Annotated in this window: 20 protein-coding genes; 11 read left to right on the top strand and 9 right to left on the bottom strand. The window is 38.4% G+C overall.

Annotated elements, in window-relative coordinates; genetic code table 11:
• Window positions 1-464: 464 nt before the first annotated feature.
• From LIV57_RS18145 to LIV57_RS18130, 4 genes are all read right to left on the bottom strand, one after another.
• Complete coding sequence (locus LIV57_RS18145; RefSeq protein WP_227943739.1) at window positions 465-1,934, bottom strand: TolC family protein; 1,470 nt, start codon at window positions 1,932-1,934, stop codon at window positions 465-467.
• A complete protein-coding gene (locus LIV57_RS18140) occupies window positions 1,927-5,088 on the bottom strand; it encodes an efflux RND transporter permease subunit (protein WP_202839316.1) in 3,162 nt (1,053 codons plus the stop codon). The genes LIV57_RS18145 and LIV57_RS18140 overlap by 8 nt, the downstream gene beginning before the upstream one ends.
• A 15-nt stretch (window positions 5,089-5,103) precedes the next feature.
• Window positions 5,104-6,189 carry an efflux RND transporter periplasmic adaptor subunit gene (locus LIV57_RS18135; RefSeq protein WP_227943738.1) on the bottom strand — a complete coding sequence of 362 codons (1,086 nt, stop codon included), beginning with the start codon at window positions 6,187-6,189 and terminating at the stop codon, window positions 5,104-5,106.
• A gap of 105 nt (window positions 6,190-6,294) precedes the next feature.
• On the bottom strand, window positions 6,295-6,753 hold the full coding sequence (locus LIV57_RS18130; protein WP_227943737.1) for a hypothetical protein: 459 nt from the start codon (window positions 6,751-6,753) through the stop codon (window positions 6,295-6,297).
• Window positions 6,754-7,154: 401 nt separating this feature from the next.
• Here LIV57_RS18130 and LIV57_RS18125 point away from each other — a divergent pair, with 401 nt between their 5' ends.
• Complete coding sequence (locus LIV57_RS18125; RefSeq protein ID WP_227943736.1) at window positions 7,155-8,663, top strand: adenosine kinase; 1,509 nt, start codon at window positions 7,155-7,157, stop codon at window positions 8,661-8,663.
• Between the two features lie 77 nt (window positions 8,664-8,740).
• Here LIV57_RS18125 and LIV57_RS18120 read toward each other — a convergent pair whose 3' ends face one another.
• Together LIV57_RS18120 and LIV57_RS18115 are read right to left on the bottom strand one after the other, a co-directional pair.
• Window positions 8,741-9,952, bottom strand: coding sequence for a winged helix-turn-helix domain-containing protein (locus LIV57_RS18120; protein WP_227943735.1), 1,212 nt, complete (start codon window positions 9,950-9,952; stop codon window positions 8,741-8,743).
• Between the two features lie 106 nt (window positions 9,953-10,058).
• On the bottom strand, window positions 10,059-11,006 hold the full coding sequence (locus tag LIV57_RS18115; RefSeq protein ID WP_202839323.1) for a beta-1,6-N-acetylglucosaminyltransferase: 948 nt from the start codon (window positions 11,004-11,006) through the stop codon (window positions 10,059-10,061).
• Between the two features lie 342 nt (window positions 11,007-11,348).
• Here LIV57_RS18115 and LIV57_RS18110 point away from each other — a divergent pair, with 342 nt between their 5' ends.
• The 3 genes from LIV57_RS18110 (at window position 11,349) to LIV57_RS18100 (ending at window position 13,217) form a co-directional block, all read left to right on the top strand.
• Window positions 11,349-12,164, top strand: a complete 816-nt coding sequence (locus LIV57_RS18110) for a DEAD/DEAH box helicase (RefSeq protein WP_227943733.1) — start codon at window positions 11,349-11,351, stop codon at window positions 12,162-12,164.
• Window positions 12,165-12,218: 54 nt separating this feature from the next.
• Window positions 12,219-12,413 (top strand): cold-shock protein, encoded by a 195-nt coding sequence (locus tag LIV57_RS18105; RefSeq protein WP_227943732.1) that lies wholly within the window; start codon window positions 12,219-12,221, stop codon window positions 12,411-12,413.
• Window positions 12,414-12,755: 342 nt separating this feature from the next.
• On the top strand, window positions 12,756-13,217 hold the full coding sequence (locus tag LIV57_RS18100; protein ID WP_227943731.1) for a MaoC family dehydratase: 462 nt from the start codon (window positions 12,756-12,758) through the stop codon (window positions 13,215-13,217).
• A 134-nt stretch (window positions 13,218-13,351) separates the two neighbouring features.
• Here the strand turns inward: LIV57_RS18100 and LIV57_RS18095 are convergent, their stop codons facing one another.
• Entirely contained in the window at window positions 13,352-13,627 is a 276-nt protein-coding gene (locus LIV57_RS18095; protein WP_227943730.1) for a hypothetical protein, read from the bottom strand.
• Window positions 13,628-13,643: 16 nt separating this feature from the next.
• On the opposite strand from LIV57_RS18095, the gene LIV57_RS18090 reads away from it, so the two are divergent.
• A complete protein-coding gene (locus tag LIV57_RS18090) occupies window positions 13,644-15,314 on the top strand; it encodes a lamin tail domain-containing protein (RefSeq protein ID WP_227943729.1) in 1,671 nt (556 codons plus the stop codon).
• Between the two features lie 84 nt (window positions 15,315-15,398).
• On the opposite strand, the gene LIV57_RS18085 is transcribed toward LIV57_RS18090, so the two are convergent.
• Entirely contained in the window at window positions 15,399-15,863 is a 465-nt protein-coding gene (locus tag LIV57_RS18085; RefSeq protein WP_227943728.1) for a hypothetical protein, read from the bottom strand.
• A gap of 515 nt (window positions 15,864-16,378) precedes the next feature.
• On the opposite strand from LIV57_RS18085, the gene LIV57_RS18080 reads away from it, so the two are divergent.
• Together LIV57_RS18080 and LIV57_RS18075 are read left to right on the top strand one after the other, a co-directional pair.
• A complete protein-coding gene (locus LIV57_RS18080; protein WP_227943727.1) occupies window positions 16,379-17,743 on the top strand; it encodes a hypothetical protein in 1,365 nt (454 codons plus the stop codon).
• Window positions 17,744-18,019: 276 nt separating this feature from the next.
• Complete coding sequence (locus LIV57_RS18075) at window positions 18,020-18,838, top strand: hypothetical protein (protein ID WP_227943726.1); 819 nt, start codon at window positions 18,020-18,022, stop codon at window positions 18,836-18,838.
• Window positions 18,839-19,095: 257 nt separating this feature from the next.
• On the opposite strand, the gene LIV57_RS18070 is transcribed toward LIV57_RS18075, so the two are convergent.
• On the bottom strand, window positions 19,096-21,492 hold the full coding sequence (locus tag LIV57_RS18070) for a hypothetical protein (RefSeq protein WP_227943725.1): 2,397 nt from the start codon (window positions 21,490-21,492) through the stop codon (window positions 19,096-19,098).
• Between the two features lie 347 nt (window positions 21,493-21,839).
• Here LIV57_RS18070 and egtD point away from each other — a divergent pair, with 347 nt between their 5' ends.
• From egtD to LIV57_RS18050, 4 genes are read left to right on the top strand one after another with little or no spacing between them, the layout of a single operon-like run.
• Window positions 21,840-22,820: an L-histidine N(alpha)-methyltransferase gene (egtD, locus tag LIV57_RS18065; RefSeq protein ID WP_227943724.1), complete on the top strand. Its 981-nt coding sequence runs from the start codon at window positions 21,840-21,842 to the stop codon at window positions 22,818-22,820.
• A gap of 16 nt (window positions 22,821-22,836) precedes the next feature.
• Window positions 22,837-24,027, top strand: coding sequence for an ergothioneine biosynthesis protein EgtB (gene egtB, locus LIV57_RS18060; protein WP_227943723.1), 1,191 nt, complete (start codon window positions 22,837-22,839; stop codon window positions 24,025-24,027).
• 8 nt (window positions 24,028-24,035) lie between these two features.
• Window positions 24,036-24,956 (top strand): ABC transporter ATP-binding protein, encoded by a 921-nt coding sequence (locus tag LIV57_RS18055; RefSeq protein WP_227943722.1) that lies wholly within the window; start codon window positions 24,036-24,038, stop codon window positions 24,954-24,956.
• On the top strand, window positions 24,953-26,518 hold the full coding sequence (locus LIV57_RS18050; RefSeq protein WP_227943721.1) for an ABC transporter permease/substrate-binding protein: 1,566 nt from the start codon (window positions 24,953-24,955) through the stop codon (window positions 26,516-26,518). The genes LIV57_RS18055 and LIV57_RS18050 overlap by 4 nt, the downstream gene beginning before the upstream one ends.
• Window positions 26,519-26,552: the final 34 nt, after the last annotated feature.

The raw sequence follows: 26,552 nt of genomic DNA, 5'->3' as shown, positions 1-26,552 counted from the left end.
GTCAAAAGTGTATAAGAGACAGAAATTTATGAATCGTAAATATTTGATTTTTAATTAATTAATTCCATGTTTGAAAATGTTAAAAAATGTTAAAAAATAATAAAAAAGTTAATTTTCATGTGTGAATTAAAATTAAAATTAGAAGTCTATTTATTTTGTAGACTTTTTATTTATTTTATAGCTGTATTTTCATGATAATAAGGATAAGGAGCTTCATCCTGCTATCCGCTCATACTCCTCGCACCTGGCTGAATCCACTTTCTGCTGCGGGGTAACCGCTGCTATCAGGGCTAAGGACGGTTTGAATTATAAGTGATGAATGATCAATTATCAAGCATCAATTATGAATCATCATATAAAATTATCCCAAACCTCTGTGTCAATCCGTTAGATCTGCGGTGATAACAAAAAAAGAAGCCCATCTTTCGATAGACTTCTTATGAAAACAAGATTAAAATATGGATTTACTCTTTCTTAATATCCGGAACTGCCAACGGAGCCTGATCCCAACCACCGCCAAGCGCTCTGTAAACAGCAACACTCGCTTTAAGTTGGTTCACTTTCTTTTCTACAAGCTCAAATTTGGATTCCAGAGCATCCCTTTGGGTTAGTAAAACTTCCATGTAATCAGCACGGGCATATTTGAACAGGTCGTTGGAAATATCTATAGACTTTGTTAAAGCATTCACTTCCTTCGTTTTGATATTCACACTGCTTTCCAGATTATGAATTTTAGACAACTGGTTTGCTACCTCAATATAAGCTCCCAAAACAGTCTGCTCATAATGATACACTGCCTGAATCTGTTTCGCATTGGCATTATAATAGGCGGCCTTAATCGCCCTTCTGTTAATCAGCGGAGCCGTAAGTTCTCCTGCAAGAGAAAACAGAAACGACTGAGGCTTGATGATATACAGTGGATTAAAAGCCTGTAATCCGACTCCTGCAGAAAGATCAAGAGAAGGGTAGAACCTTGCTTTGGCCACTTTAATGTCAAGCTTGGCAGCGGCCAGTTCATATTCAGCCTGCTTGATATCCGGACGGTTTTCCAAAAGTTCAGAAGGAATTCCTCCATACACCGCTTGCGGAACAATAGAATCAAAAGAATTCTGACTTCTTTCCACGGGTTGTGGAAATCTTCCCACCAGATAATTGATCCTGTTCTCCGTTTCAACTATCTTCTGCTGGATGTCATACTGCATTCCTTGGGTTTTCAGAACCTGGGCTTCAAATCTCTGTACTGCCAGTTCATTGGATCGCGCATTCTTTTTTAACTCTTTGATAATATCCAGCGCATCATTCTGAATTTTAATATTCTGATTCAAAATAACCAGCTCATTATCCAGTGCCAGCAGCTCATAATAAGAATCTGCAATCTCAGAAATAAGATGAGTCGTCATGAAATTCTTTCCTTCAATACTGGCAAGATATCGCTGTACCTGTGCTTTTGTTGCATTATGCAGCTTTCCCCAGATATCCGTTTCCCATTGTGCCTGGGCACCAACACCAAAATCAAATAAAGGTTCCGGCATTTCTCTGCCGGGCTCTATTTCAGTATTGGCTTCCATGGCTCCGATATTGGTGTAACGGCTTACCTTGTCCACGCCAGCTCCGGCTTTTAAACCTACAGAAGGAAGATATTCACCTTTTCTGGCTTTGATTTCATTTTTAGACATTTCAATTTCCTGAAGGACAATATTCAGCTCCTGATTATTCTGAAGGGCCTGGGTAATCAGTTCCTGAAGATGCGGATCACTGAAATATTCATTCCATTTCATTTTTCCGGTATTGATGGTGTCATTTTCTGCTGAACCATATTTTTCAGGAACAGTTTTGTTCTCAGTACGTTGTGCTATTTCTATAGGTTTACAGGCAGTAAGACTTAATAAGAAGACTGCCAGACCTGCATATTGATATATTTTTCTTTTATTCATAATGGATCATGTCTTCGCTTAATGGAGATTCATCTTCGTCTTTAATCATTTTTTTACCATCAGACCACTTGGCAAATATGTAGTAGAGCCCGGGAATTACTATCACTCCGAATAAAGTTCCGATCAGCATTCCTCCCAGTGAAGATGCCCCAATGGTATGGTTTCCGATCGCTCCCGCACCTCTTGCAAAAACAAGCGGAACCAATCCTGCAATAAAGGCAAAAGAGGTCATCAGAATCGGTCTGAAACGGGCTTTGGAACCTTCTACAGCGGCTTCGAGAATAGAATCTCCTGCCTGACGTCTTTTCACGGCAAATTCTACAATAAGTACTGCGTTTTTACCCAGTAATCCGATAATCATGATCAATCCTACCTGCGCGTAGATGTCATTTTCCAGTCCCATCGCTTTTAATAACAGGAAAGACCCGAAAACTCCCACCGGTAAAGAGCAAAGTACCGCAAACGGAATAAGGAAACTTTCATATTGTGCCGCCAGAACCAGATACACAAATACCAAAACAACAAGGAATACATAGATCGCTTCATTACCACGTTGCGCCTCATCATAAGACAATCCTTCCCATGCCACTTTGTATCCGTGAGGAAGTGTTTTAGCTGCCGTTTCGTTGATAGCCTGAATAGCATCTGCCGTTGTATAGCCTGCAGCCGGAAGTCCGCGGATTGCCGCAGAATTGTACATGTTGTAACGGGTAATCTCGTTTGGTCCCTGTGTCTTTTTCATGGTCATAAATGCTGAATAAGGCACCATTTCATCACGGTCATTTTTCACATACAGATTCATAATATCCGTAGGAAGCCTTCTGAATTCCGGAGACGACTGCACATACACTTTGAAGAACTGTCCGAAACGGATAAAGCCCTGTTCATACGTACTACCGATCAGAATGTTGAGGTTGTCCATCGCTTTTCCGATAGAAACTCCTTTCTGCATCGCTGCATTATTATCAAAAACCAGCTCATACTGAGGATAATTAGCCGCAAAAAAGGTGAAGACTCCTGAAAGCTCCTTACGTTTTTTAAGCTGCGCGATGAAATCTTTATTGGCTTTATCAAATTCCTGGTAATCAGTCGTTCTGTTCAGGTCAAGAAGTCTCATAGAGAAACCTCCCGAAGATCCGAATCCCGGTACAGCCGGTGGTTCAAAGAATTCAATGGTCGCTCCGAGATCTTTTGATTTTTCTTCCAGCTCTTCCATAATTTCTTTTACAGAATGATCACGGTCGTTCCAGCTTTTAAGGTTGATCAGACAGGTTCCTGCATTCGATCCACGGCCTTCCGTCATGATTTCATATCCTGCCAGGGATGATACAGATTCCACACCGTTTACTCCCATACAGATTTTCTGCAATGTTCTGGAAACCTTATTCGTCTGCTCCAAAGTAGAACCCGGAGGAGTCTGGATGATGGCATAGATAGTTCCCTGGTCTTCATTCGGGATAAACCCGCCCGGAAGAACCTTATTGATCATCACAATTCCGGCACAGAATGCGATCAGAATTCCCCACGTTACTACTTTTCGGCTTACGATTTTTCTAAGGAATGAAGCATATTTTCCGGTTACTTTATCAAAACCGCTATTGAATGAGTCTAAAGCTTTGGTGAAAATATTGGCTTTTTTAGGCTTTCCATGGTGGTTTTTCAATAACATTGCGGCCAAAACAGGAGTCAGCGTAAGGGCTACTACCGCTGAAATCACAATAGAACTCGCCATAGTAATCGAAAACTGACGGTAGAAAGTTCCCACCGGACCCGTCATAAATGAAATAGGAATGAATACAGCTACCATCACGGCTGTAATGGCAATAATAGCACCCGCAATTTCACCCATCACTTCTTTTACTGCTTTATAAGGCGAAATATTACTGTCTTCCATTTTGGCGTGAACAGCCTCAATGACAACAATCGCGTTATCAACCACAATACCGATCGCCAGTACCAAAGCAAAAAGGGTAACAAGGTTGATGGTTAACCCAAAGAACTGAATGACAAAGAAAGTTCCGATCAAAGAAACCGGTACGGCAATAATAGGAATCAGCGTAGAACGCCAGTCGCCAAGGAAAATGAAAACTACAATGGCCACCAGAATAAATGCATCTCTTAAGGTATGTATCACCTGTTCAATAGAAGCATCAAGGAACTGGGATACGTCATAACTGATTTTATAATCAACTCCCGGAGGAAAGTTTCCTTTCATTTCTGCCAGTTTCGCTTTCACATCTCTGATCACGTCATTGGCATTACTTCCGTAGTTTTGTTTCAATACAATGGAAGCAGAAGGATGCCCGTCAAGATTGGAATAAATATCAAAGAATTCACTTCCAAGCTCTACCTTGGCAATATCTTTCAGTTTCACATTTTCTCCTTCGGCATTGGAACGCACGATAATATTTTCATATTCTTCCGGTTTGTTGTATTGCCCTTTATAAGTCAGTACATATTCCAGTGACTGTGCTGCGATACCGGAGCTTTGCCCGATTCTTCCCGGGCGTCCGATGATACTCTGTTCGCCGATAGCTTTCATCACCTCATCTACTGAGATGTCATAAGCACGCATACGGTCAGGGTTCAGCCAGATACGCATGGCATATCTTCGGCTTCCCAGGATCTGAGATTTTGCAATCCCGTGGATACGGTTAATTTCCGGGATGATATTCACCATAGAGTAGTTGTACAGGAATTTTTCATCCATACTTTTATTCGTACTGTAAAGGTTTACGTACATCAGCATACTCGGCTGAATCGGGTTGACAACAACTCCTTCTTTCTGTACCAGTTCCGGTAATAAAGGCATTACCTGGTCCACTCTGGTTTTTACCAGAACGACTGCCTCATTCGGATCGGTTCCGGGATCGAAGACAACGTTCACAGTGGCTTCTCCTGCACTGGTAGCATCGGTGGTAATGTAACGCATTCCCTGAACTCCATTGATGGCATTTTCAATCGTAATCAAAGATGATTTTACCAATACATCTGCACTCGCGCCGGGATAGGCAATAGAAACGGCTACTGTGGTAGGGGCAATTTTTGGAAACTGTTCCGTAGGAAGCTGCTTCATGGCGATACCTCCCATAAACAGGATCACAACCGATATCACAATGGCGAAAACCGGTCGGTGTATTACTTTTTTAAACATAATGCTGCTTTTGGGTTACTCGGCGTACAGATCCAGGTTCGACATTACTTTTTCAGGCTTTTGGTATTTTGAGCTGATCTTCTGGTTTTCCTGAACCATTCTAAGCCCTTCCAAAAGGATTCTGTCATCCTTTCCAAGCCCTGAAGCGACGACGTAAATATGCGGTAATTCAGCAGCAACTTTTATTTCTCTTGCATGTACCTTACCATCTTTACCGATCACATAGACATATTTCTTTTCCAGCTCTTCGAAAGTCGCTTTCTGTGGAATCATCATTGCATTGGCATAAGGTGAGGTGATAACGATGTTTCCGGTTTCTCCGTATCTCAACAGTCCTTTCGGGTTCGGAAAAGTGGCTCTGTAAGCGATATTTCCTGTTTCATTATCAAAATCAGACTCTATGGTTTGTACGATACCGTCTTGTGTAAACTCTTTGCCATTGGCCATTCTTAAACGTACATGCATTGGAGTATTATCCTTTTTGGCATCCATCTGATTAAGATATTCAGCTTCCGGTACATTGAAATATACCCACATTTTGCTGTTGTCGGAAAGCTCAGTTACAAGCTCGCCTTCATCTACAAGACTTCCTTTACGTACGTGTAGTTTTCCTACAATTCCATTGAAAGGAGCACGGATTTCGGTAAATTTTAAATGGGTATTCATTGAAGCAAGTTCGGCCTGGGCTTTTTCATACCTTGCTTTAGCCATAGCCATTTCCTGAGGGGCAACAATGTTTTTGTCAGAAAGGTTTTTGGTATTCTGATATTCGATTTGTGCGTATTTGGTTTCAGCTTTGGCACGGTTTACATCAGATTCATAAAGATTAGGCATGATTTTGAACAGCAGCTGCCCTTTCTGTACAAACTGTCCTTCATCTACATAAATAGACTGGATGTATCCTTTTTCCTGGGCTCGAAGCTCAATATGATTAATAGAACGGATTTGTGCAACATAATCTTTGTTCACCAAAGTATCTTTAATAAGCGGGCTTGTTACGTTGAATGACGCTGCTTCTGTTTTTTCCTTTTTTTCAGATTGACAGCTTACAAACAAGAGAATAAGGCACAAGTTGATATACATGAGACTTTTCTTGACCATGATAATATATTGTTTTATAATAATTTATAATTGAAAAAATAGAGTGATCGGCTTTCACAATAAAGTATGAAAGCGGATAAGGTTTTCGAAAAAATTAGTATAAAATCACAGTCGGATGACCCTGTACTGGAGGTACAGATCATCATGTAAGGTCTTTAAAAGTTCTGATTGGGCAAGTGAAACAGCGATTTGTCTGTTGTGAAATGTAGTAACGAAACCTGAAATCAGATGCCAGAAACCATCTTTGAAAAGAGCAAGAAGCTCGGTAGAACCAGAGGTCTCTACGTTGTCGTCATTTTCATTGTCGTTTTCAGAAAGATTAGCTCTGATTTTGTTGTACAGGGGATGGCTGACATTGTAAGTATCATGAGCTTCATTATTTTTAAGAAATGCAAAAGAGTCTTTGAAACTCTTTTTTTCGTGAACAAGAAGATCAGTGGTAAAATGAAGATCGGAAGAGATATCCGTTGAAATATACTGCTGAATTTGCCCGTAATACCATCCTAAAACGGTAAGCATCGCAAATAACAAGCTGTACAAATATTGATAAAATCTTTTCCGCATCCCAGAGACAAAGGTAATTAAACTTAAAAATAGGTGCAACGGCTAAAGATTAAAAAAGTGTTAAAAATTAGGCTGTTTCATTGAAAAAATAAGTAAAATTGTGTACGAACTAAGTTTTGAGCATCCATAATCCTTCACCAAACTGTTTAAAAATAACACCAGTCTTTCTCCTCTGCATTTCAGAACTTCTTTCCCGTAAAGGATGATAAATAATGTTTGATCAATATAAGTCTGTAGCATTGATGTTACATACTTTTTTATTCCATTATAATGACTTGGAGGTTTTAAAAATTTAATATTATTTTTGAATTAGCTTTATTTTGCACAATTTTTGCTGTAAAAAGCTACTTTTAACGGTTAAAGCATAGCCGATAGTACAAAAAACTCCTCCAATATTTATTATGATGAAAAAATACCTTATTTATATATCACTTTTTGGAGCACCCTTACTTTGGGGCCAGGGTAAAGTGACTGAAAAATCTATATACCAACAGAATCTGGCGTTATCAGAGACAGAAAATGCATTAGTGGCATTTGATGCTGATATAAAATTGTCTGATGAAGAAATCGCTTTGGATAAAAAACTATTCCAGATTCGTAAACAGTTTCTCAGTGATTCGGAAGCAAAGAAAATATCTTTATATAACAGCTCTTTTAATGAATTAAAACCATTAATAGAAAGCAGCAAGCTGTTTGAAATTCTTCAGGCAATGCCGAAAGGAGGTTTGCTGCATACCCATAGCGGTGGAATAACAGACGTAAAATGGATTATTTCAACGGCCAGAAAATACCAGGAATGCTATGTTTACGATCAGAAAGATAATGATCAGTACATTTTCGGACAGCTGGCTTTTTTTGAAAAAGGAAAAGTTCCGGACGGATTTGTAAGTCTTGATAAAAAGCTTACTTCAAACCCCGGTTTTGAAAAAGAACTGCAGGATCTTCTTACATTGAGACGAGACAACCTTTGCTCTTACACAGATTATTGGATTGAATTTGAAAAACGTTTTAAACGTATTAACCTGTTGCTTCCATACCGTCCTTTCTTTAAAGAATATTATCTGAAAGGATTTCAGGATTTGATAAAAGACAAAGTTCAGCACGTAGAAATCAGATATATCTTTGATGAGCTTTACGATTTTAAGCAGGGAAAATATCCTTTGAAAACTTCTGTTACAGATCTGCAGGACATTCTTAAAACAGTACACCAATCAGATCCGCAGTTCACCCTGAAACTGATTTATTCAAGTTTTAAATTCCTGGATAATGAAAGCATCGGGAAACAACTGGAAACAGCATTTGAAATGAAGAAAGAATTTCCGGATATGATCTCAGGTTTTGACCTTGTAGCGGATGAAGCAGCAGGTCATCATATCAGTTTTTTTGAAAAAAGCTGGGCAAAAATGAATGAACTTAGTGCAAAGTATAAGGTAGAGCTGCCTCTTTTCCTTCATGCCGGAGAAAGCAATTCTATGTTGAATACAAATGTTCTGGATGTAGCACCTCTCAATAATAAAAGAATCGGTCACGGACTGAATCTCATCTATTTTCCAAAAACCATGGAGCAGATCAGAAAACAAAACAAGCTGGTTGAGGTAAGCCCGATCAGTAATCAGATCTTAGGATATGTAAGTGATCTGAGAAATCATCCGGCAAGAGTTTTATTAAGTAACGGAGTACAGTGTTCCATCAGTAGTGATGACCCTTCTGTCTATGGATATACCGGTCTCAGCTATGATTTCTGGGTAACACAGGTGTATTGGGAGCTGGATGTGAAAGCCCTGAAAAAACTGGTTTTCAATTCCATTAATTATTCTTCTATGAATGATGGTGAAAAAAAGAAAGCAATAACTTATTTGAACCAGCAGTGGAATGATTTTGTTCAGAAAACAAATCAGAAATTAAATTAATAGGATTCTTTCCTGTAAAAATAAATCGCATTATTGACCTTCAATAATGCGATTTATCCTTTTAACAGACACGTCTGTTACTTTTTAAACTTTGCTCTGGACAATTCTTTTTTTACAGATGTACTCAACTTTGACGGACTTACTTTAGTCAGAACCAAAGATTCACAGCCATTGAAAACAGCAAAACGTTTTACGGTTTCTACGAAAGGTTTTAGCCATAACCCTATGTCTACAGTATTGTTTTCAATATGCAGATGAATAAGCTCCAGTTTTTTTTCCTTTCTGTGCGCTTTACAGTCAACCCTTCCGATAAACTGATCCCCAAACAGGATGGGCAGACAGAAATAGCCGTATTGTCTTTTTTCTTTTGGAGTATAGCATTCCAGGCGGAAATTAAAATCAAAGATCTGTTTGATTCTGTCCCGATGGATAATAGCGTTATCAAACGGAGACAAAAGCCAGATATTGGAATCTCCGGGATCAAATGTCTTTTCAAGAACATGGTTCAGCATAAAGACAGAAGATAATCCTTCTGTTTTCACCTGAGATATCAATCCTTCTTCAAGCATTGTCTGCAAGACCTTATTGACATCTTTCTTTACATCATTTCCCTTCCGAAGATGAGTGATCTGCTTTAATGTAGTAAATCCATAAGCTCTCAGATTGGTTTTTACCAGATATTCTGCAAACTCAAGTGGAGTAGGTTCTGTAGTATCAATAGAAGAAGGTAAAACCCTCTCGGTGAGATCATATGTTTTCTGCATTCCCGCACGTCCGCTTATCATCAGGTCTCCCTGCATGAAAAGTCTTTCAAGAGCCAGCTTGGCAGGTTTCCAGTTCCACCAGCTTCCTGTCTTATGGCTTTCATTTTCAAAATCTCTCGCTCTTTTAGGGCCTTCGTTACGAATGGTGTCTCTCACATATTCCATTACCCTGTGATCAGCATTGTAGTAACGGGATTCTCCTCTTTTAATCATCAGCATCTGAGGCAAAACATACCGGAAATCCTGCATAGGAAGATAAGACGCAGCATGAAACCAGTACTCAAATACCTTACGTTCTTCTACCAGTTCCTCCAGATAATCTGCATGAAAATCAGGGATTCTTGTCCAGAGAGTATGATGATGAGCACGCTCCACCATAGATAAAGTATCGATCTGTATATATCCAAGGTGCTCCAAAGCCTTAAGAACCACATCTTTTCCGGTTCCGAACGGCGCGTGTTGCGTTAATCCCTGGCTATCCAGTGTTGCAAGTTTCAATTGTCCTGATGCCAACTTCTTTTCCATATTTGAAATTCGGAGAAACAGCTTTTATGATGTTTCTATCAAATATAGTGATTTAAGGGAAAAGCACTGAACAGGATCTGTTAATACTCGGGGCGGCTGGTTAAAATCAGTTGTTTTGACGATTATCTCTTTTCAGCTCCCTTTCAATTTCATTCACATAGGGAAGAGGAGTAAGGTAACTTTCTTCAATATATTGTCTGATACTTTCATCCGTTTTTTTGTTAACCTTCCGGATAAAAAGCTGATTGCCGGATTTTAAAGATTGAATATAATTGAATGTATTCTGTGTATTTTGAAAAAAGGAGGTCTCAAGTACTGCTCTTTTATCATCATTGACGATAATATCATTGAATGATGTGTTCATAAGAACAGTCTGAAAAAATGAATCTGCCGGTAAAAAAGTATGAAGATAATAGTCTTCAAAATCCATTACCATTTTGTTGTTGGTTAAAAATAAGCAGGTTTCTCTTGTAAACATAAACCATTTACCACCTATATAAGGAATCACATCTTTCATAAAAGATCGTTTGTAGATGAAAGACGAGATCATATAAGCCAATTCCGTAAAGTGATTTTGTATTCTTTTCAGCGTGTCGGGTCTGTAAAACTTCTGATCATAATAAAAAAGATAATTCCTGCCTTTATTGATGGTAAGAAATTTACGGATAATATTTTGTGATTTCAGTGGATAATCTTCACCGCTCAGATTGATAAAATAATCCCATTCTTTACTTGCATTCAGGAGAAATTCCATAGCGTTCAATTCTGCCTGAACGATGTTGAAACCTCCCGAAACTATATTCATACTGTCCAGAATATAGACATTGGGAAAATGAACGATATAAAGTTGTATTTCTTCAATGAACTCTTGTTTCGCTTTTTTATCAATATGGATAAGATAAAACTGATCCCTTGTATAGATCTTCTCAAACATGTTTTTAAATACTTCAGGTTTATGATGTATCATAATGAAATAAGCAATTCTTACATGTGGGCCTGAATGGGATTCTAATATTCTGGGAGAAGGTTGGGGGATGGGGGAAGAAGTTTGCATATTCCGGAGTTTAAAATCATCCGCGTCAGCAAACAATTTGGTTAATTGGCAGAAGGTACGAATAAATTTTTGATAATCAGTTAATTAAATAAAGTTATGTTCGTTTTTTTTATTGTAGGTTTGCAGTACATTTATAAAAACAGGTCACTGCCTTTGCTATTCTGTCATAGTTTAAATCACTTTTTTCTTTCAGTTTTGCTTTTTCAGCTACCAATTTATAGTCTTTATTTTCATTACGGGAATAAGAGATTATAAAGTTCTATTGTAGATAAGAGCGACACGTTATTGCCGGTTAATCCATGATATATTCAAGGATATTATGATAGCTGAAGCAAGAAAAAGATGAGCAGAAAAGAATTCTCTTTTGTGTATCATTATAATACTCCAATTCAAATTCTGCCCAGCAGGTTTGTTTGTAAAATACCGGAATCCGGAATTATAATGAATTTTAAAAATTTAAATCTGATCAATCCTATTATCCGTGCGGTGACAGAAGCAGGATATTCCAGGCCTACTGAGATACAGTATACTGTGATTCCTCATATTTTAGCAGGAAGAGACATTATAGGATCTGCACAAAAAGGTGCCGGGAAAACAGGTGCTTTTGCTATGCCTATTCTGCAGCTGCTGAAAAGACAAACTCCGGATCATAAAGAAGTACGGACTTTAATCCTTACTCCAACAAGAGAATTGGCAATACAGATAGAAGAAAATTTAAAAATTTACAGTAAGTATCTGCCATTATCCCAGCTTTCCATTTATGAGGGCGTTTCCATTGGAAGCCGGCTTGCAGCACTCCGAAAAAGGGTAGATATTCTTATAGCAACACCCGCAGGACTGCTTGATGTAGAAAATCAGAGACATATTGATCTTTCTAAAATTGAGTTGTTTGTTTTGGATGATGCAGATAGGATGCTTGAAATGGGATTCATTAATCATATAAAAAAAATATTGAATCTGGTTTCCCATAAAAGACAAAACATGCTTTTTTCTGCAACAATGCCGGGAAGTTTAAAATATTTTGCCAAAACAATTTTGAATAATCCCGTAGAGATTATTGCAGATCCGGCTTCTTCAATACCCCAGATGGTGAAGCGCCCGGACCTTAAAAATATTCAACCAATGATGGGAAATACAATACCTGTCAGAATATCATAAATAAAATCTGTAGCGTTTACAGATCATAATACACAATTTTTAATAACAATTACAATGCAAGAAGGCACCGTAAAATTTTTCAATGAAGCAAAGGGCTTCGGTTTTATTACTCCGGCAGACGGAAGTAAAGATATATTTGTACATTCTTCAGGATTAAACACGAGAATGATTTGCGAAAACGATAAAGTAGTTTTTGAAGTACAAAAAAGCGATAAAGGTTTAAATGCTGTTAACGTAAAGTTAGCATAATAAAAATCTTGCTTGCAGATAGGTTAGAATAACATTCTTTGCCATATCAAGGTTCGTATTTTACATTTTTTCTCATTCAAAATTCATGAAACTTCAGGATCTGGATATTGTTTGAAAGAACATTGATGTAATGTAGATTATTTTTATTTTTTATTTTCATTATGTTCATTTGCCTCTTGCTTATATGTGAGAGGTTTTTCTGGGATTTAAGAAAATAAGGGCGCAATTGGTCTGAATATTGACACATTAAAACCGGATGCCCGGAAAATAAATAGGCAGACTTGATTTACACTTAATAGATGAGCTGTACATATTTAATCCCTCAAAAGGTTCAGAAAAGATATGATTATTATTAATAATTTTAATGAGTATAAGTCCCTTGAAGGGCAGATGTTAGGTGATTCTGACTGGCATACAATAAATCAGGATCAGATCAATAGATTTGCCGATGCAACCCAGGATCACCAGTGGATTCATACGGATCAGGAAAAGGCAGAAAAAGAAGGCCCTTTTCAATCAACTATTGCTCACGGGTATTTAACATTATCCCTGATTCCTTATCTCTGGAAACAGATTGCAGATGTGAGAAATGTAAAAATGGAAATCAATTACGGAATAGAAAACCTTAAGTTTGGAGAAGCTGTCCCTGTAAATAGTGAAGTAAAACTGCAGGCAACCGTAAAATCTGTGGTTAACCTCAGGGGAACTGTGAAAGCAATTGTGGAGGCCAGACTTCTGATCAAAGATCACATAAAACCTGCTTATACAGGGGATGTTATTTTTCTTTATCACTTTAAGGATTGATTTGTTTTTGAGTGTGTAAAAGGTTCGTATTTAATGTTTTCTTAGTTAATGAGCCACCATCTGGTCGAGTCTGTAAATAAATTCTTCGATTTCCATTTGCCTGGCATTGGCAAAACCTTTATCGGTACCGATTTTTATAAACCCACATTTTTCCAGAACTTTTTGTGAACCCAGATTATCAAAAGCAACACGGCCAAAACAGGCCTTGTGGTTTCCGTGGCTTGATGGTCAGTATTATGTCGTACGTACAAATGCCTATAGGCTACAGTAAAAATACCCGGCTTCAAAATCGGAAATTTATACCCTAAAATCCGTTCTTTTTTCACCGTTACTTTGGTATGTTCAAAAGAAGCTTCGAAACCCTGAACAACGGCAGCATCCGAAAAGCCAGCAAAAAGAGTAGGAACCATACCAAATGTTATTATCATGAAAAATCCAGAAAATGTTGCTCCCTTTGTAGAAGCATCACAAATTATCACAGAACTGAAAGACAGAGCAAATGATATTCTTTCCAGTGTTTTAAGTACAGACCTGTCTGCGATCACCATCAACGGTAAAGGAAATTTTCCTTACTACTGGCAGGATCCGTCTAATCTGAAGTTTAACAAGAAAACGTATGACTGGATCTCTTCCAACCTTAGAGCCAGTACTGAACCCGTGCAGCTGGATCAGGTATTTACCAATTATTTTATTGATGCTTTCTCAAAAGTCAATTATTCTCTATCATTAGAAGATACAGCTGTACTGAATGATGCCCATACAAGAGCTACAGATCAGCAAATGGCTTTGCTTAACGCCTGGGTAGCTGCTTATAATACCCTTCCTCCTGCTACCGACACCATGCAGCCTATTGATATCATTATGGATAAAATTGCTACAGAATGGGCAAATCCCGCTACTACTTTGTACCAGATTCAGAAAAGCGATAACCTCGATGCCTTACTGAATAAGACACCGGCGAGCGGAAAACCTATTATCCCTGTATTGGCCGGTTATCTGGATGCGCTGGGTGCCACCATATCTTTGCAGAACAATGTGACAATGAATAATGGATACTTATCCAAAGCCTTAAAGAATGTACAGAATCCTAAAAAAGAAAACGGCGGACTGCTGCTGAATGACGACAGTATCTTACCGGCTTTTGAGGTGACCACTCCGCTTGACCAGATTTTAAATGGCCTTAAAAATACATCTCAAACCGCTCAGATCGATATGGAAGTAAGCCGTGAATCTGATAGCCGTTTCCGAGTTTCCGTAGAGGGAAAAACGGGTTTTTCTATTCCTATCTTTGATTTCTTTACCTTAGGAATTGGGGGCAATGCCAACTATTTCAGTGAAAATATTGCGACAAGCAAAAACTCCATCAAAATATCCATGATGTTTACAGGGGTTACCCTCGTAAACTTTGGACCAAAAGATTTTAATATTGCCGGCAATATGTACTGGGCATGGTTTGACCCTATCCGTAAAGCACAGATCAACAGCAGAGACAAAGAGGAAGAAAAACACATCTCAGGATACAAGTTTTCTCCGGATCCGGGAATGAAGTTCGGACCTGAAGGACCTTTCGGTTTACTGAACGGGGTGGCCATTTCCAATTATCCTACGGTAGAAATCACCGTAACAGGTGAAGATTATAAAAGCATTCAGAAAACCTTTGAACAGTCTTCTTCTGCTACGCTTTCTTTCTTGGGAATTCCTTTGGCAAGTGTTAAAGAATCTACCTATTCTTCTTCCTTCTCTGTGGATCAGTCAAAATCTACGATCAAGATCACACTCAGCCCTCCGCCAAGTCTGGTAGCCGGTAATAATAGAGATTCCATAGCGTGGGTTCTTGGTGCTATTGTGGATTATCCTGCGGAAGTGAGTGATGATGTTGAGCTTCTTAATGATGAAGAGTTAGTAGCTAAAGGTGCTTATCCTAACTATCAGCTGTATAAAGATAACTTCGGAACGACCTATTGTTCTGTGAAAAAAGTAAAATCACATGCTGTAGGTGCTACATGGGTAAGTGAATGTCTTGCCGCCCATCCGGGTACAAGTCCTGCAGGAAAACCATGGACAAGCCCTAAGCAATCCGGGGTGATCTGGCCGTAACCAACAAAAAATAAATAATAAAAACAGACTGTCTCAACAAGGCAGTCTGTTTTGTTAGATTGTATCGTATTAAAGTTTTAAAAACTATTTGACCAAAAGATAGATTCCAACACCAATAGCGGCATAAGCCGTAACGGTAAGAATATCAGCAATAGGCTGTGAAAAGCGTTTTTCTGCAATTCTTTCGCTGTTGATCTGATTCTTATGGAACTTCAGGCTTTTTTTAGCGTTACGAACCGGGTGTACTACCAGACTGTCTCCTTCCCATCGGTCAACAATTACCTTATAACTTTTGCTGTCAACTTCAATTTTAACATTTTTACCAGCAGCCAGTTTCTCCTGAATGTTCACAGGGGCAGGCTGTACGCTAAGGCTTTGCGAGGCAGGGTTTGATCCTGTCATTTCTGCAGAAGTACTATTAGCTGCAGCGGTATTTTTTTTAGGAGCCTGATTATTGCCGGCAGCCGGATCCGCTGGCTTTTTTACCTGATAGGTATAGCAGCTGGTAAGAGTACATAATATAAGGATGAAATAAAAATTCTTTCGCATAAGCCAAATTTAAGAATTAAACGGAATATTTGAGAGTTTCTTTTGAAAGATGATGTTTTTTTTGAAGATTCTCACTGCTCTTCATGCAAAAAGTCTCCACGATATCAGCAGAGCAAAATAACAAAAATTAATTATTGTTTTGTTTTACATAATAAGATAAAGGTACTTTGCTCACAACCTTGTCAAATTTTAAAACCTTAACAGGGCATTTTTTTGCGACAAAAGATAGTGCAATAGTATTATTCTGATGAAAAATATATTAAATGTAATACCAGAAATGAGATGAAGAAATGAATGCAAAAAAAATGAATATGGAAATAAAAATAAATCTGTTACTTTTCAGATTTATAGCTAAAAACAAGTATAAAACAGACTTGAAATATGTCCCTTTAAATAAAGGGAAAATGCATAATTGATGTATGGAAAATTTACTGAAAGTGTATCATTGATGTATGTAGATATTGTTGGTGTACCCTCTTATCTCATTACTTTTGCGCCAACAAAATGATCAAATAATGAAAAAAAAATTTCTATTACTTGGAGGCTTAACAATTAGCCTTCAGGTGTTCTCTCAAGTAGGTATCAATACGCCAGATCCTCAGGCCAGCCTGGATGTGGTAGGTAAGCCCACATCTACAAATGTATTCGATGGTATTATTGCTCCCAGAATTACCGGAGCACAACTCAGAGCAAAGACATATACTCAAAAACAGCAAGGGGCAATGGTGTATGTAACAGCTGCTGATACAGCTCCCGGCGGGCAGACAGCAGAAGTAACCAGCACCGGGTATTTTTATTTTGACAGCAACCTGAACCGCTGGCAAAAACTGAACTCGGGAACTATCGCCGTAGGGGACCCTACAACCGATGCTTTCATAGATGATCCCGCCAATACAATGGTGAAATTAGGAGCATCTTCTAACGGAACTGCCAGATCTTCAAACACTGATTTTGTCATTAAAGACAATGGAAGAGTAGGAATAGGGACTGCTTCCCCTGATACAGCACTGCATATAAAAGAAAACGGAAATCCTGATAGTAATCAGTTGAAAGTTCAGGCAATCAATAATTCTCCATTGATTAATCTTGAAAGAACGGGAACTAATAACTTAACTGCGGGAACAGAGCTTGGAAAATTATCCTTTAACGGGAAGATTTTTGGGGCTAATTACCCATTGGCAGGGATAAAAGCCAATTACTGGGGAGACGGCTCAACCAATTCTTCAGCTCTTACATTTTCTACCAGTGATAGGCCGGCTGCAGTAATTAATGAGAACGGGAATATGGGAATAGGACGTTATGATACCAACTATGCAATGTCTCCTACACAAAAGCTTGATGTAGATGGAAATGTAAGGTTCAGAGGTGTTCCATCATCCACAATGAGCAGCACAGACATGTTGATGGCATTGGATACTAACGGGGTTGCTAAAAAAGTAGATATCACAACGCCGGCTAGTGTTTTGGTTGCGACAAGAACTGGCCCGTCAGTAAAATCCGGTGATGGATCTGAAAACATCCTATGGTTTGAAAATACCCGTCTTTCTAATAATGCTTATCTGACAAGAGTTGACAATGGTACCTTTCAGGCAAACAAAGCAGGATTATATACTATAAGTATCACCGCTTACTTTGACCAGGTTCCTGAAGGTACAGCATTAGAAAGCCATTACAGAGGAGTTACAGTTGGGGTAAGTACCACAGGAGGTAAGCGTACCCAGCATTACGGATCTAACTATTTAGGACAAGGGTTCACTAATATTACTGCTGTTTTTATATTAAATGCAGGTGAACAATTTCATGCATACAGCCAATGTAATAAAGGCGGGTCGTACAGACAAATGGGAGCTACGATGTCTGTTGTTTACACACCTTTATAATAAGTATCTTAAAGATATTGCAGTTATATAAACACTACTTTTAATAAAGGTAAGCAGCTGTTCTGGTCAACTTTATAATTGCCTTTCAACTGCAAACTAGAAAACCCTTTTCAGAAACAGAAAGGGGTTTTGTTGTTTTTAGAGTATTTGATTTATAATGTTGAAACCACACGAAAGTATTCGCGAGACTGCGGGGAGAAGCCTTGTAGAGTAGGGATACGGTTTTCCGTAATTGAGGTTTTATAATCTCATTTATTTTTGCGAATAAAAGCTAATATGATACTAACCATAATTAATATATCATTTGGTATTGGTGAATTTTTTTCAACAACATTCTTAATCTTGATTATCTTGTCATCCTGTGCATATCTTTATAGGATTTCTAAAAAGTACCAGAAATCTAAATATGCAATTTCATCTCTTGCAGTCATGTTGATATTACATTTAGTCGCTTTTCCTTTCTTATATACTTTAATGCTTAAAAGTAACCCAAATAGCTTTGAATTTAAAACGGCGATTCATGATAATCGAAAACAGATAGTGTTGAATGAGTGGATTGATGATTCTAAAGATATTCCCTCTCAGATTAAAGCTCTTGAAAATATCAAACTGGCAAATTATACAATCTTAAACAAATCGTTAAAAGAATTAGAGCAATTAACTTTTACAGAGAATCATATATTACATTCAGATTTTGATCTTAATATTCCTGGAAGGAATTTTATGGCAACAATTTATATATTTGATAAAAAGGGGGTTTTAAAAAGGAAATTTACAAAGACTGGTGGTCAAAACGAATTGGATTCTATGAAATTTGGTAGCGTAATCACTCATGATATTAGTTATTTAAAAGATAAACTCCACTACTACAAAGTTAAAAAAGTTGAGTTAGACAAAAATAATTTTTGGACTTATGCAACATTACTTCCCTATAGCGCATCTTCTTTATTCACAGGAAATATGTCTCCATTAACACCTATAGCCAATATATTTTATACAATTCATTATATCATAATCTATTGTATTGGTATTGGCGTTTTCCTTCATTTTCTGATTAGAAATCTGGAATTAATTATTAGAAACCGAAAATCTTAATTTAAACTATAATGTCGAATGGCTTTGCTGAAGGGATTAGCCACAAATAGGTTTCTCCTTATCCATCTGGGCAAAGCCTCCTGACTCTGAGCTTGCCAATAAATACTTTAAAGAATTTTCGTTGAACTATTGCAAGACGGTAGTCTGTGGTAGATTAGTATAAAAATGAGAAACGTAGCGGTATCTTTATGGCTACTATGATTTCTGATTTTCTTCTTCAAAATAAAATAGAGAGACTGGGATAGTCTCTCTACTTTTTATTTTAGAACCTGCTGATCATACAGGATATTATCATCTTCATCAAAGCTTATGATCAGAACTTTATATTGCTTGGCGCTGTCGTTGTTAAAGAATTTAATTCTTGGAGGAACGTAGTCGCTGTCAAACAAATCAGGGTTCCAGTAGAGGGTTTCGCGGGTATCATTTTCAATTTTTTCCGGAGCATCGTCATCGATCATTTCAATAGGGAACTCCGAAGGTTTATCATATCCTTTGATGATTGATGAATTGTTCTTCTTCGCTTCTTTTTCATTGCTTTTAGATTTCATATTCCCCTTCATGGTGTAGATTGCTACGGCATCGCCTATTAATCCGGATCCTTTAATGATCTTTACCATCGCAATATTATTAACCGGAAGACTGGTAATCATGGTAGGGTCGGTCTGTATTTCATCCAAATACAGCTTAGCCTGCTGCCCGCGGATATAAGGAACGCTTGCTCCTGAGTTGTTTTTCTGAAATGTCAGGCCGGCAGCTCTTCCCTGCAGCCAGTCTAAAATATTGCTTGATCCTGAAATATGCTGGTCTTCATTAACGAAATCAAATACCGTAGAATTGACAGAGCTGAACATGCCGCTAGACAGTTGTTTATCAAGCTCCGCTTTCGGATCTTTCTTTTTTCCTACTAAAGCTACTGCCTGGATTTGTATATCATTACTCTCTTTCTTTTTAGTATTTTTCTGAGTGTTGATCGCTCTGGAAATGGTTGGAGGCAGGCTTTTATTTTTGTCGGTTTTTACCAATGTATATGGGGTTGCCGGGAAATTGCCTGTAAATGGGGAGGGAGTTACTAACGGTTCTATGGTAACAAATAAATCATCATTTCCCGATTCTTTATTTTCTGAATTCACAAAGGCCGAGATCTCCAGCGGTTCATCATTATTGAGATTGTTTAAATAGATATACCCATTCTGATCTGTTTTGAACTGACTGAACACAGGTTGATTTTCTCCCGATTTTGATAATAAATTGACCGCCGAATTGATCATCAGGGCATTGTTTTTAATAGGTTTCACCCTGTAAGACAGATATTGCTGAGACTGTGTTTTAATGGTGGGTGCCGCGCCGCTGAGTACGGAATTCCAGTCGAATCTTTTCCAGTTTTCTGAAATAAGCAGGGCGTCCAGCGCTTCAGTGTTGGCATTTTTAGAAAAATATTGCGCCGGGCTGTCTATTCTTGTTGTAAAATCTCCCGTCAGCCAAAGTCTACTCAGCATATTTTCCTCTTCAGGAGTCTGGCTGCCGTCATCTTCACTCACCAAAACTGTGTAATGTTTAAAATAAGACTCAGGGGAAAGATCAATACTATTGAATGCTCTTGGCGTTGGTTTTAAGCTCTGGCCTATTATTTCTGCTTTCTCAATTTTTAGATCAGCAGGTTTTATAAAGCAAAGCCTTTTTGCCACGATATTGTCCTGCTCATCAAAAATAACCAACTGTAAAATACCATTCGCGCCATTACTTACTTTTGTAGGAATGAGACTTGATACATCACTGGTTAGATGGTTGATATTGGCTCTGTAAGCAAGATGGTTGTTGATGAGTCCTACAACTTTATAACCCTGAAGCTGTTGTTTCAGATGAATACCCTTTATGTTGTATTTTATCCCTTCTTTGGAACTTACAACCTCTATACTCAGACCGCTGTCTGCAGCTTGCGGCAGATCAATGGTCTGGCTTTTTCCTTTATTATCCTGAATAATGGCCTGGTATTTTTTTCCTGATACCGGAGTTATTTTAAAGGAAGCCACATTTTTATCAAAAGATTTGAATGTAGTAACAGGAGTGTTGGGAGCTTGAATATCAATTATCTTTCCGGACCAGCTCTCCGGAAGGGAAGAATTACCCGATAACCTTACAGCAAATTTGGTAGAGGTGCCGTTAATGAAAGTCCCGCCTTCCGGAAATACTTTGGCAGACCAATCGGAATTTTTTGCAATAACCAATGATTCCACAGAGTTCGGATTGTAAACCGGAATGGTTTTGACAATCTGAAAATCTTCATTGAAATTGGTCATATAAGGAGTGTAGGCTCTCACAAAGTAAACCTGTTCCGGGAGATCTTCTTTCAGTTGAAAATCCCCGCTGCCTTCCCCGTTCGTAAGAAGTACAGTTTTCCAGTCGATTAATTTTTTATCAGCATTGTACAGTTCTACAAATAGGGTAGTAGAGAGTGGCGATCGGTTATAACCGTTAAATACAAAACTTTTAAACCAGATTTTATCACCTGCTGCATATTGTGATTTGTCGGTAAGTACATATACTTTCTCCTGCTCGTAATGATCTTCAAGATTGGTAATTGCTTTTTCCAGTCTGGTTTGTGCCATAATAGGCTGTACCATCGAAAGAAGCATTACACAGAATATTTTTTTCATAGAAATCTCAGCACATTTTAATTCTTTGCTAATGTAATCATTTAAAGACTTCCGGAAAGGTTAAAAACTTATAATTATCCAATGTATAGGCTATTTTTTACTAAAGTTTTTACTTGCAGAACTACCGATGTTTTTTAACAATATGATGTTTTTTAAAACAATACAGTCTCATAAAATCACCTGACAAAATTGATAATTTTCTCAATAAGGTGAGATGTGGTACATTAAAACCGTAAATAAAACCTATCTTTAATTATATGAATTGAAGAAGCTTACAGATATGCGGAAAGTGATCCGGTGTCGGCAAGATAGTTGTACTCAATGAACGACCAAACAGAATATAAACTATGAATGTACAGTTAAAACAGAATTGTCATTTTAAAAATGACGGTGCCGATAATTTCGGTTCGGACATTTTAAAAGGATTGTCCGCTCATCCGAAAAAATTATCTTCAAAATATTTTTACGACAAAACAGGCGATCATCTCTTCCAGCAGATTATGGCGATGCCGGAATATTATCTTACCAATTGTGAACTGGATATATTTCAAAATAAAACAGAGGAACTTGTAAAAGCAATTTCCAATATCAATGAATCTTTTGATCTGATAGAACTGGGAGCTGGCGATGCGATGAAATCATCTTACCTTCTCAGAAATTTAGTAGAGAAAGGAACAAACTTCACCTATATGCCTATTGATATTTCTGGAAATATTCTTTCTGTTTTGCAGGAAAACCTGAAAAAAAGCCTGCCAAAACTGGAAGTTTTACCGTTGGAAGGAGAGTATTTTGATATGCTTGATAAAGCCACCGGAATTTCGAAAAGGAAAAAGGTAGTTCTTTTCTTAGGTGGAAATATAGGGAATATGGAAAGTGAGGAAGCCGCCCATTTTTGCAGTGAAGTGAAAAGAAAACTGAATTCCGGGGATCTGTTTCTTGTAGGATTTGACCTCAAGAAAAATCCGCACACCATTCTTGCTGCTTACAACGATCCTGCGGGAATTACCGCTTCATTCAATTTAAATCTTCTTACAAGAATCAACCGCGAACTGCAAGCAGATTTCAAGGTGGAAAATTTTCAGCATTATCAAAATTATGACCCGGTTTCAGGAGATTGCAGAAGTTTCCTGGTAAGTCTTTGTGATCAGGAAGTTCATATAGGAAACTGTTTGTTTTCCTTTAAAAAAGATGAACTCATTGATATGGAGATCTCCCGGAAATTTTCTGAACAGGATATCAGAAAACTGGCTGGCGACTCGGGTTTTCATATTCTTGCTGAAATTAAAGATTCTAAAAACTGGTTTGTAGATTCTATCTGGATGGTATAATTTAAAATGATTTTTTATGAAAAAAGATGCATTACCTGTAAAGGCAAATCCTCATAAAGACTGGGTTAAGAAATACTTTGAAGTCAGAAATCGTTCCGTTGAAATTTGCAGTCCTCTGGAAATTGAAGACTATGTAGTTCAGCCCGTAGTAGATGTGAGTCCTCCGAAATGGCATTTGGGACATACCACCTGGTTTTTTGAAACTTTTATTTTACAGTCCAATTTTCCAGGGTATGAAGTTTTTGATCCTCAGTATAATTTTGTGTTCAACAGTTATTACGAAACCATCGGTGCCCGTGTTATCCGCACCGACAGGGGAAACCTGAGCCGTCCATCTGTTTCGGATGTCTTTAAATACCGCGAATATGTGGATCAAAAGATGGATGAATTTCTTCAGAGCGGATATCTTGCACAGCCATTGGAATCCCTGCTGGAATTAGGGTTAAACCACGAACAGCAGCATCAGGAATTGTTACTTACAGATATCAAATACATTTTAGGACACAATCCTTTATTTCCTGCTTATAAAAAAGAAAAGAATTTAAAAAAAGAAACTGCCGGAAATTCAGAAATGATCAGTTTTTCAGAAGGAATTTATGAAATCGGTTTTAAAGGGGACGGGTTCTGTTTTGATAATGAGCTGGGTAGGCACAAGGTATATCTGAATGATTTTAAAATTTCCAGTCAATTGGTGACTAATAAAGAATATATAGAATTTATGGAAGCCGGAGGCTATGAAGATTTCAGACACTGGCACGCCGAGGGTTGGGACTGGGTAAAGCAAAATAATGTAAAATCCCCTTTATACTGGCATTTCATTGATGGGAACTGGATGAACTATACTTTAAACGGATTACAGGAAATCGACTTAGAGGAAGAGGTCTGCCACATCAGTTTTTTCGAAGCCTCTGCTTTTGCTTCATGGAAAGGAAAACGCCTGCCAACCGAAGCTGAATGGGAAGCTGCATCAGCCTGTTTCAACTGGGGAAGCCGCTGGGAATGGACGAATTCCGCTTATCTTCCGTATCCGGGATATACAAAAGAAGCTGGAGCAGTAGGAGAGTATAACGGAAAATTCATGGTTAATCAGATGGTGCTTCGTGGTGCTTCGGTGGCCACCCCGCCGGGACACAGCAGAAATACCTACCGGAACTTTTTCCCGACTCATTTACAGTGGCAGTTCACAGGAATCAGACTTGCACAATAATTTTGCCTATGATTACAGTTCAATCGGTTTCAAAAAGTTTTAACGGAAAAAAAGCAGTTGATGATATTTCCTTTCAGGCTAATGATAAGGAAATTCTGGTGCTTCTGGGAACAAGCGGCTGCGGAAAAACCACCATGCTGAAAATGATAAACCGCCTCATCGAAGTAGATTCCGGAACTATTTTGATTGATGGCAAGAATATTCAGTCACAAAAAGTGGAAGAGCTGCGCATGGGAATTGGATTTGTCATGCAGCATTCCGGGTTGTTCCCCCATTACACCATACAACAGAATATAGCAGTTATTCCCGATTTGCTGAAATGGGATAAAAAAAAGACAGCCGGAAAAATCCTTGAATTATTGCACAAACTCCATCTCTCTGAAGACGTGCTTACACGGTTTCCCAACGAATTAAGCGGCGGACAGCAGCAAAGAGTGGGAATTGCCAGGGCTTTGATTGCCGATGCCCCTGTCTTGCTGATGGACGAGCCGTTCGGAGCGCTGGACAATATCACCAAAAGTGATATTCATTCAGAATTCAAATCACTCGAAGAACTTAAAAATAAAACCATTATTCTGGTGACCCACGATGTTCAGGAAGCCTTCGATTTAGGTCATAAAATCTGCCTGATGGATCAGGGAAAAATTATTCAGTCAGGAACTCCGGGAGAAATGTTGTATCAGCCCAAAAATGATTTTGTCAAGAATTTCTTTGCTAAAAACCGGCTTTTACTGGAATACAAAGTAGGCAGACTGAAAGATCTGAACTCTCTGATTGAAGGCAGCCGCTTTTATGAAGAGCTTCAGTTTTCAGACCATACGAGTGTTTGGGATGCTTTGCAACAGTTGAGTGCAGATACTTTGCTTTCCGCAGATTACGAAAATCTGGTTAAAGCCTTTAGTGAATACCGAAAATTCCAGACTGTATGAGCGAGCAAAGTTTTTGGCAGTTTATCACAGAGCAGCATGAAAAACTGCTTACTCAGGTTGTACAGCATCTGGGACTCACTTTTTTATCCCTGTTTCTGGCCATCATGATTGGGGTGCCTTTAGGAATTCTCATTGCCCGAAAAAGAAAATTATCAGGTTCTGTTTTAGGAACGGCAGGGATTTTACAGACTATTCCCAGTATTGCGCTGCTTGGTTTTATGATTCCTGTTTTCGGGATTGGAGCAGCTCCGGCCATTGTTGCATTGCTGATCTATGCTCTTTTACCGATTATCAGGAATACATACACCGGAATAACGGAAGTAGATCCGGCGGTAACCGAAGCTGCAAAAGCAATGGGAATGAATGGAAAACAGCTGCTTTTCAAAGTTCAGCTTCCTTTGGCGATGCCTGTTATTATTGCAGGAATCAGGACGGCGGCAGTGATCAATGTGGGGGTGGCAACTTTAGCTTCATTTGTGGCGGCAGGCGGTTTGGGTGAATTTATTTTTGGTGGAATTTCCCTCAATAATACCCATATGATTCTGGCCGGTGCAATTCCCGCCGCTTTACTGGCTGTTCTCTTAGATCAGACCATTGCCGTTTTACAGAAATTAAGCTATCAGTCTGTAAAGAAATTAAAATATATTATTCCGGCTGTTTTGGCAGTTATCGGGATTATTTATTTTTTAACTTCTGTTTCAAACCATAAGATTAAGGCAGGTTTTACCCCTGAGTTTATGGGCCGGCAGGACGGAAATCTGGGACTTCGTTCGGTATATGGGCTTGATGCACATCCACTGGTTGTAAGCGATGCCATTATGTACAAAGCAGCCTACGAAAAAGAGCTGGACCTCATCAGCGGATATTCAACAGACGGAAGGATCAAAGCTTTTGATTTGTATGTTCTGGAAGATGACAGAAAGATTTTTCCTCCTTATTTTGCGGCTCCGGTGATCAAAACAAAAACATTGGAAAAATTTCCCGGACTGGAAAAAACACTGAACCTTTTGGCAGGTAAATTCAATGATTCTATCATGACTGAACTGAATTACAAAGCCGATTATCTTAAACAGACTCCCGAAAAAATTGCTAAAGATTTTTTAATGAAAACAAATTTATATAAAGATCCACGCAAAGGAAATTCCCAAACCATAAAAATCGGATCCAAAATTTTTGGTGAGCAATATATTCTGGCCGAAATGTACAAAATGCTCATTGAAGGCTACACAGATTATAAAGTAGAAACAAAAACAGGTCTCGGCGGAACGAAAATCTGCTTTGATGCTCTGATGAATGATGCCATTGATGTGTATCCTGAATACACAGGAACCGGACTGCTGGTTTTGCTGAAACCTTCGGCAAAAACGATAGAAGAAGTGTCTAAGAGCCCGGAAAAAACATTGGAGTATGTTAACCGGGAATTCCGTAAACAGTACGGAATTGAATGGCTGCAGCCACTTGGTTTTAATAATGCATATGCTTTGATGATGCGGAGGAAACAGGCTGATGAACTTAAAATCAAAACTATTTCAGACCTGAAAAAATATATGGATTCCCAATGATGACGGACAGTTTTTAACAAAAAGAATTCTAACC

It is taken from the genome of Chryseobacterium sp. X308 (assembly GCF_020733145.1).
GTDB lineage: Bacteria > Bacteroidota > Bacteroidia > Flavobacteriales > Weeksellaceae > Chryseobacterium > Chryseobacterium cupriresistens.
Note: the sequence above shows the minus strand (reverse complement) of the source record. Positions and strands in the feature narration are given on the sequence as shown.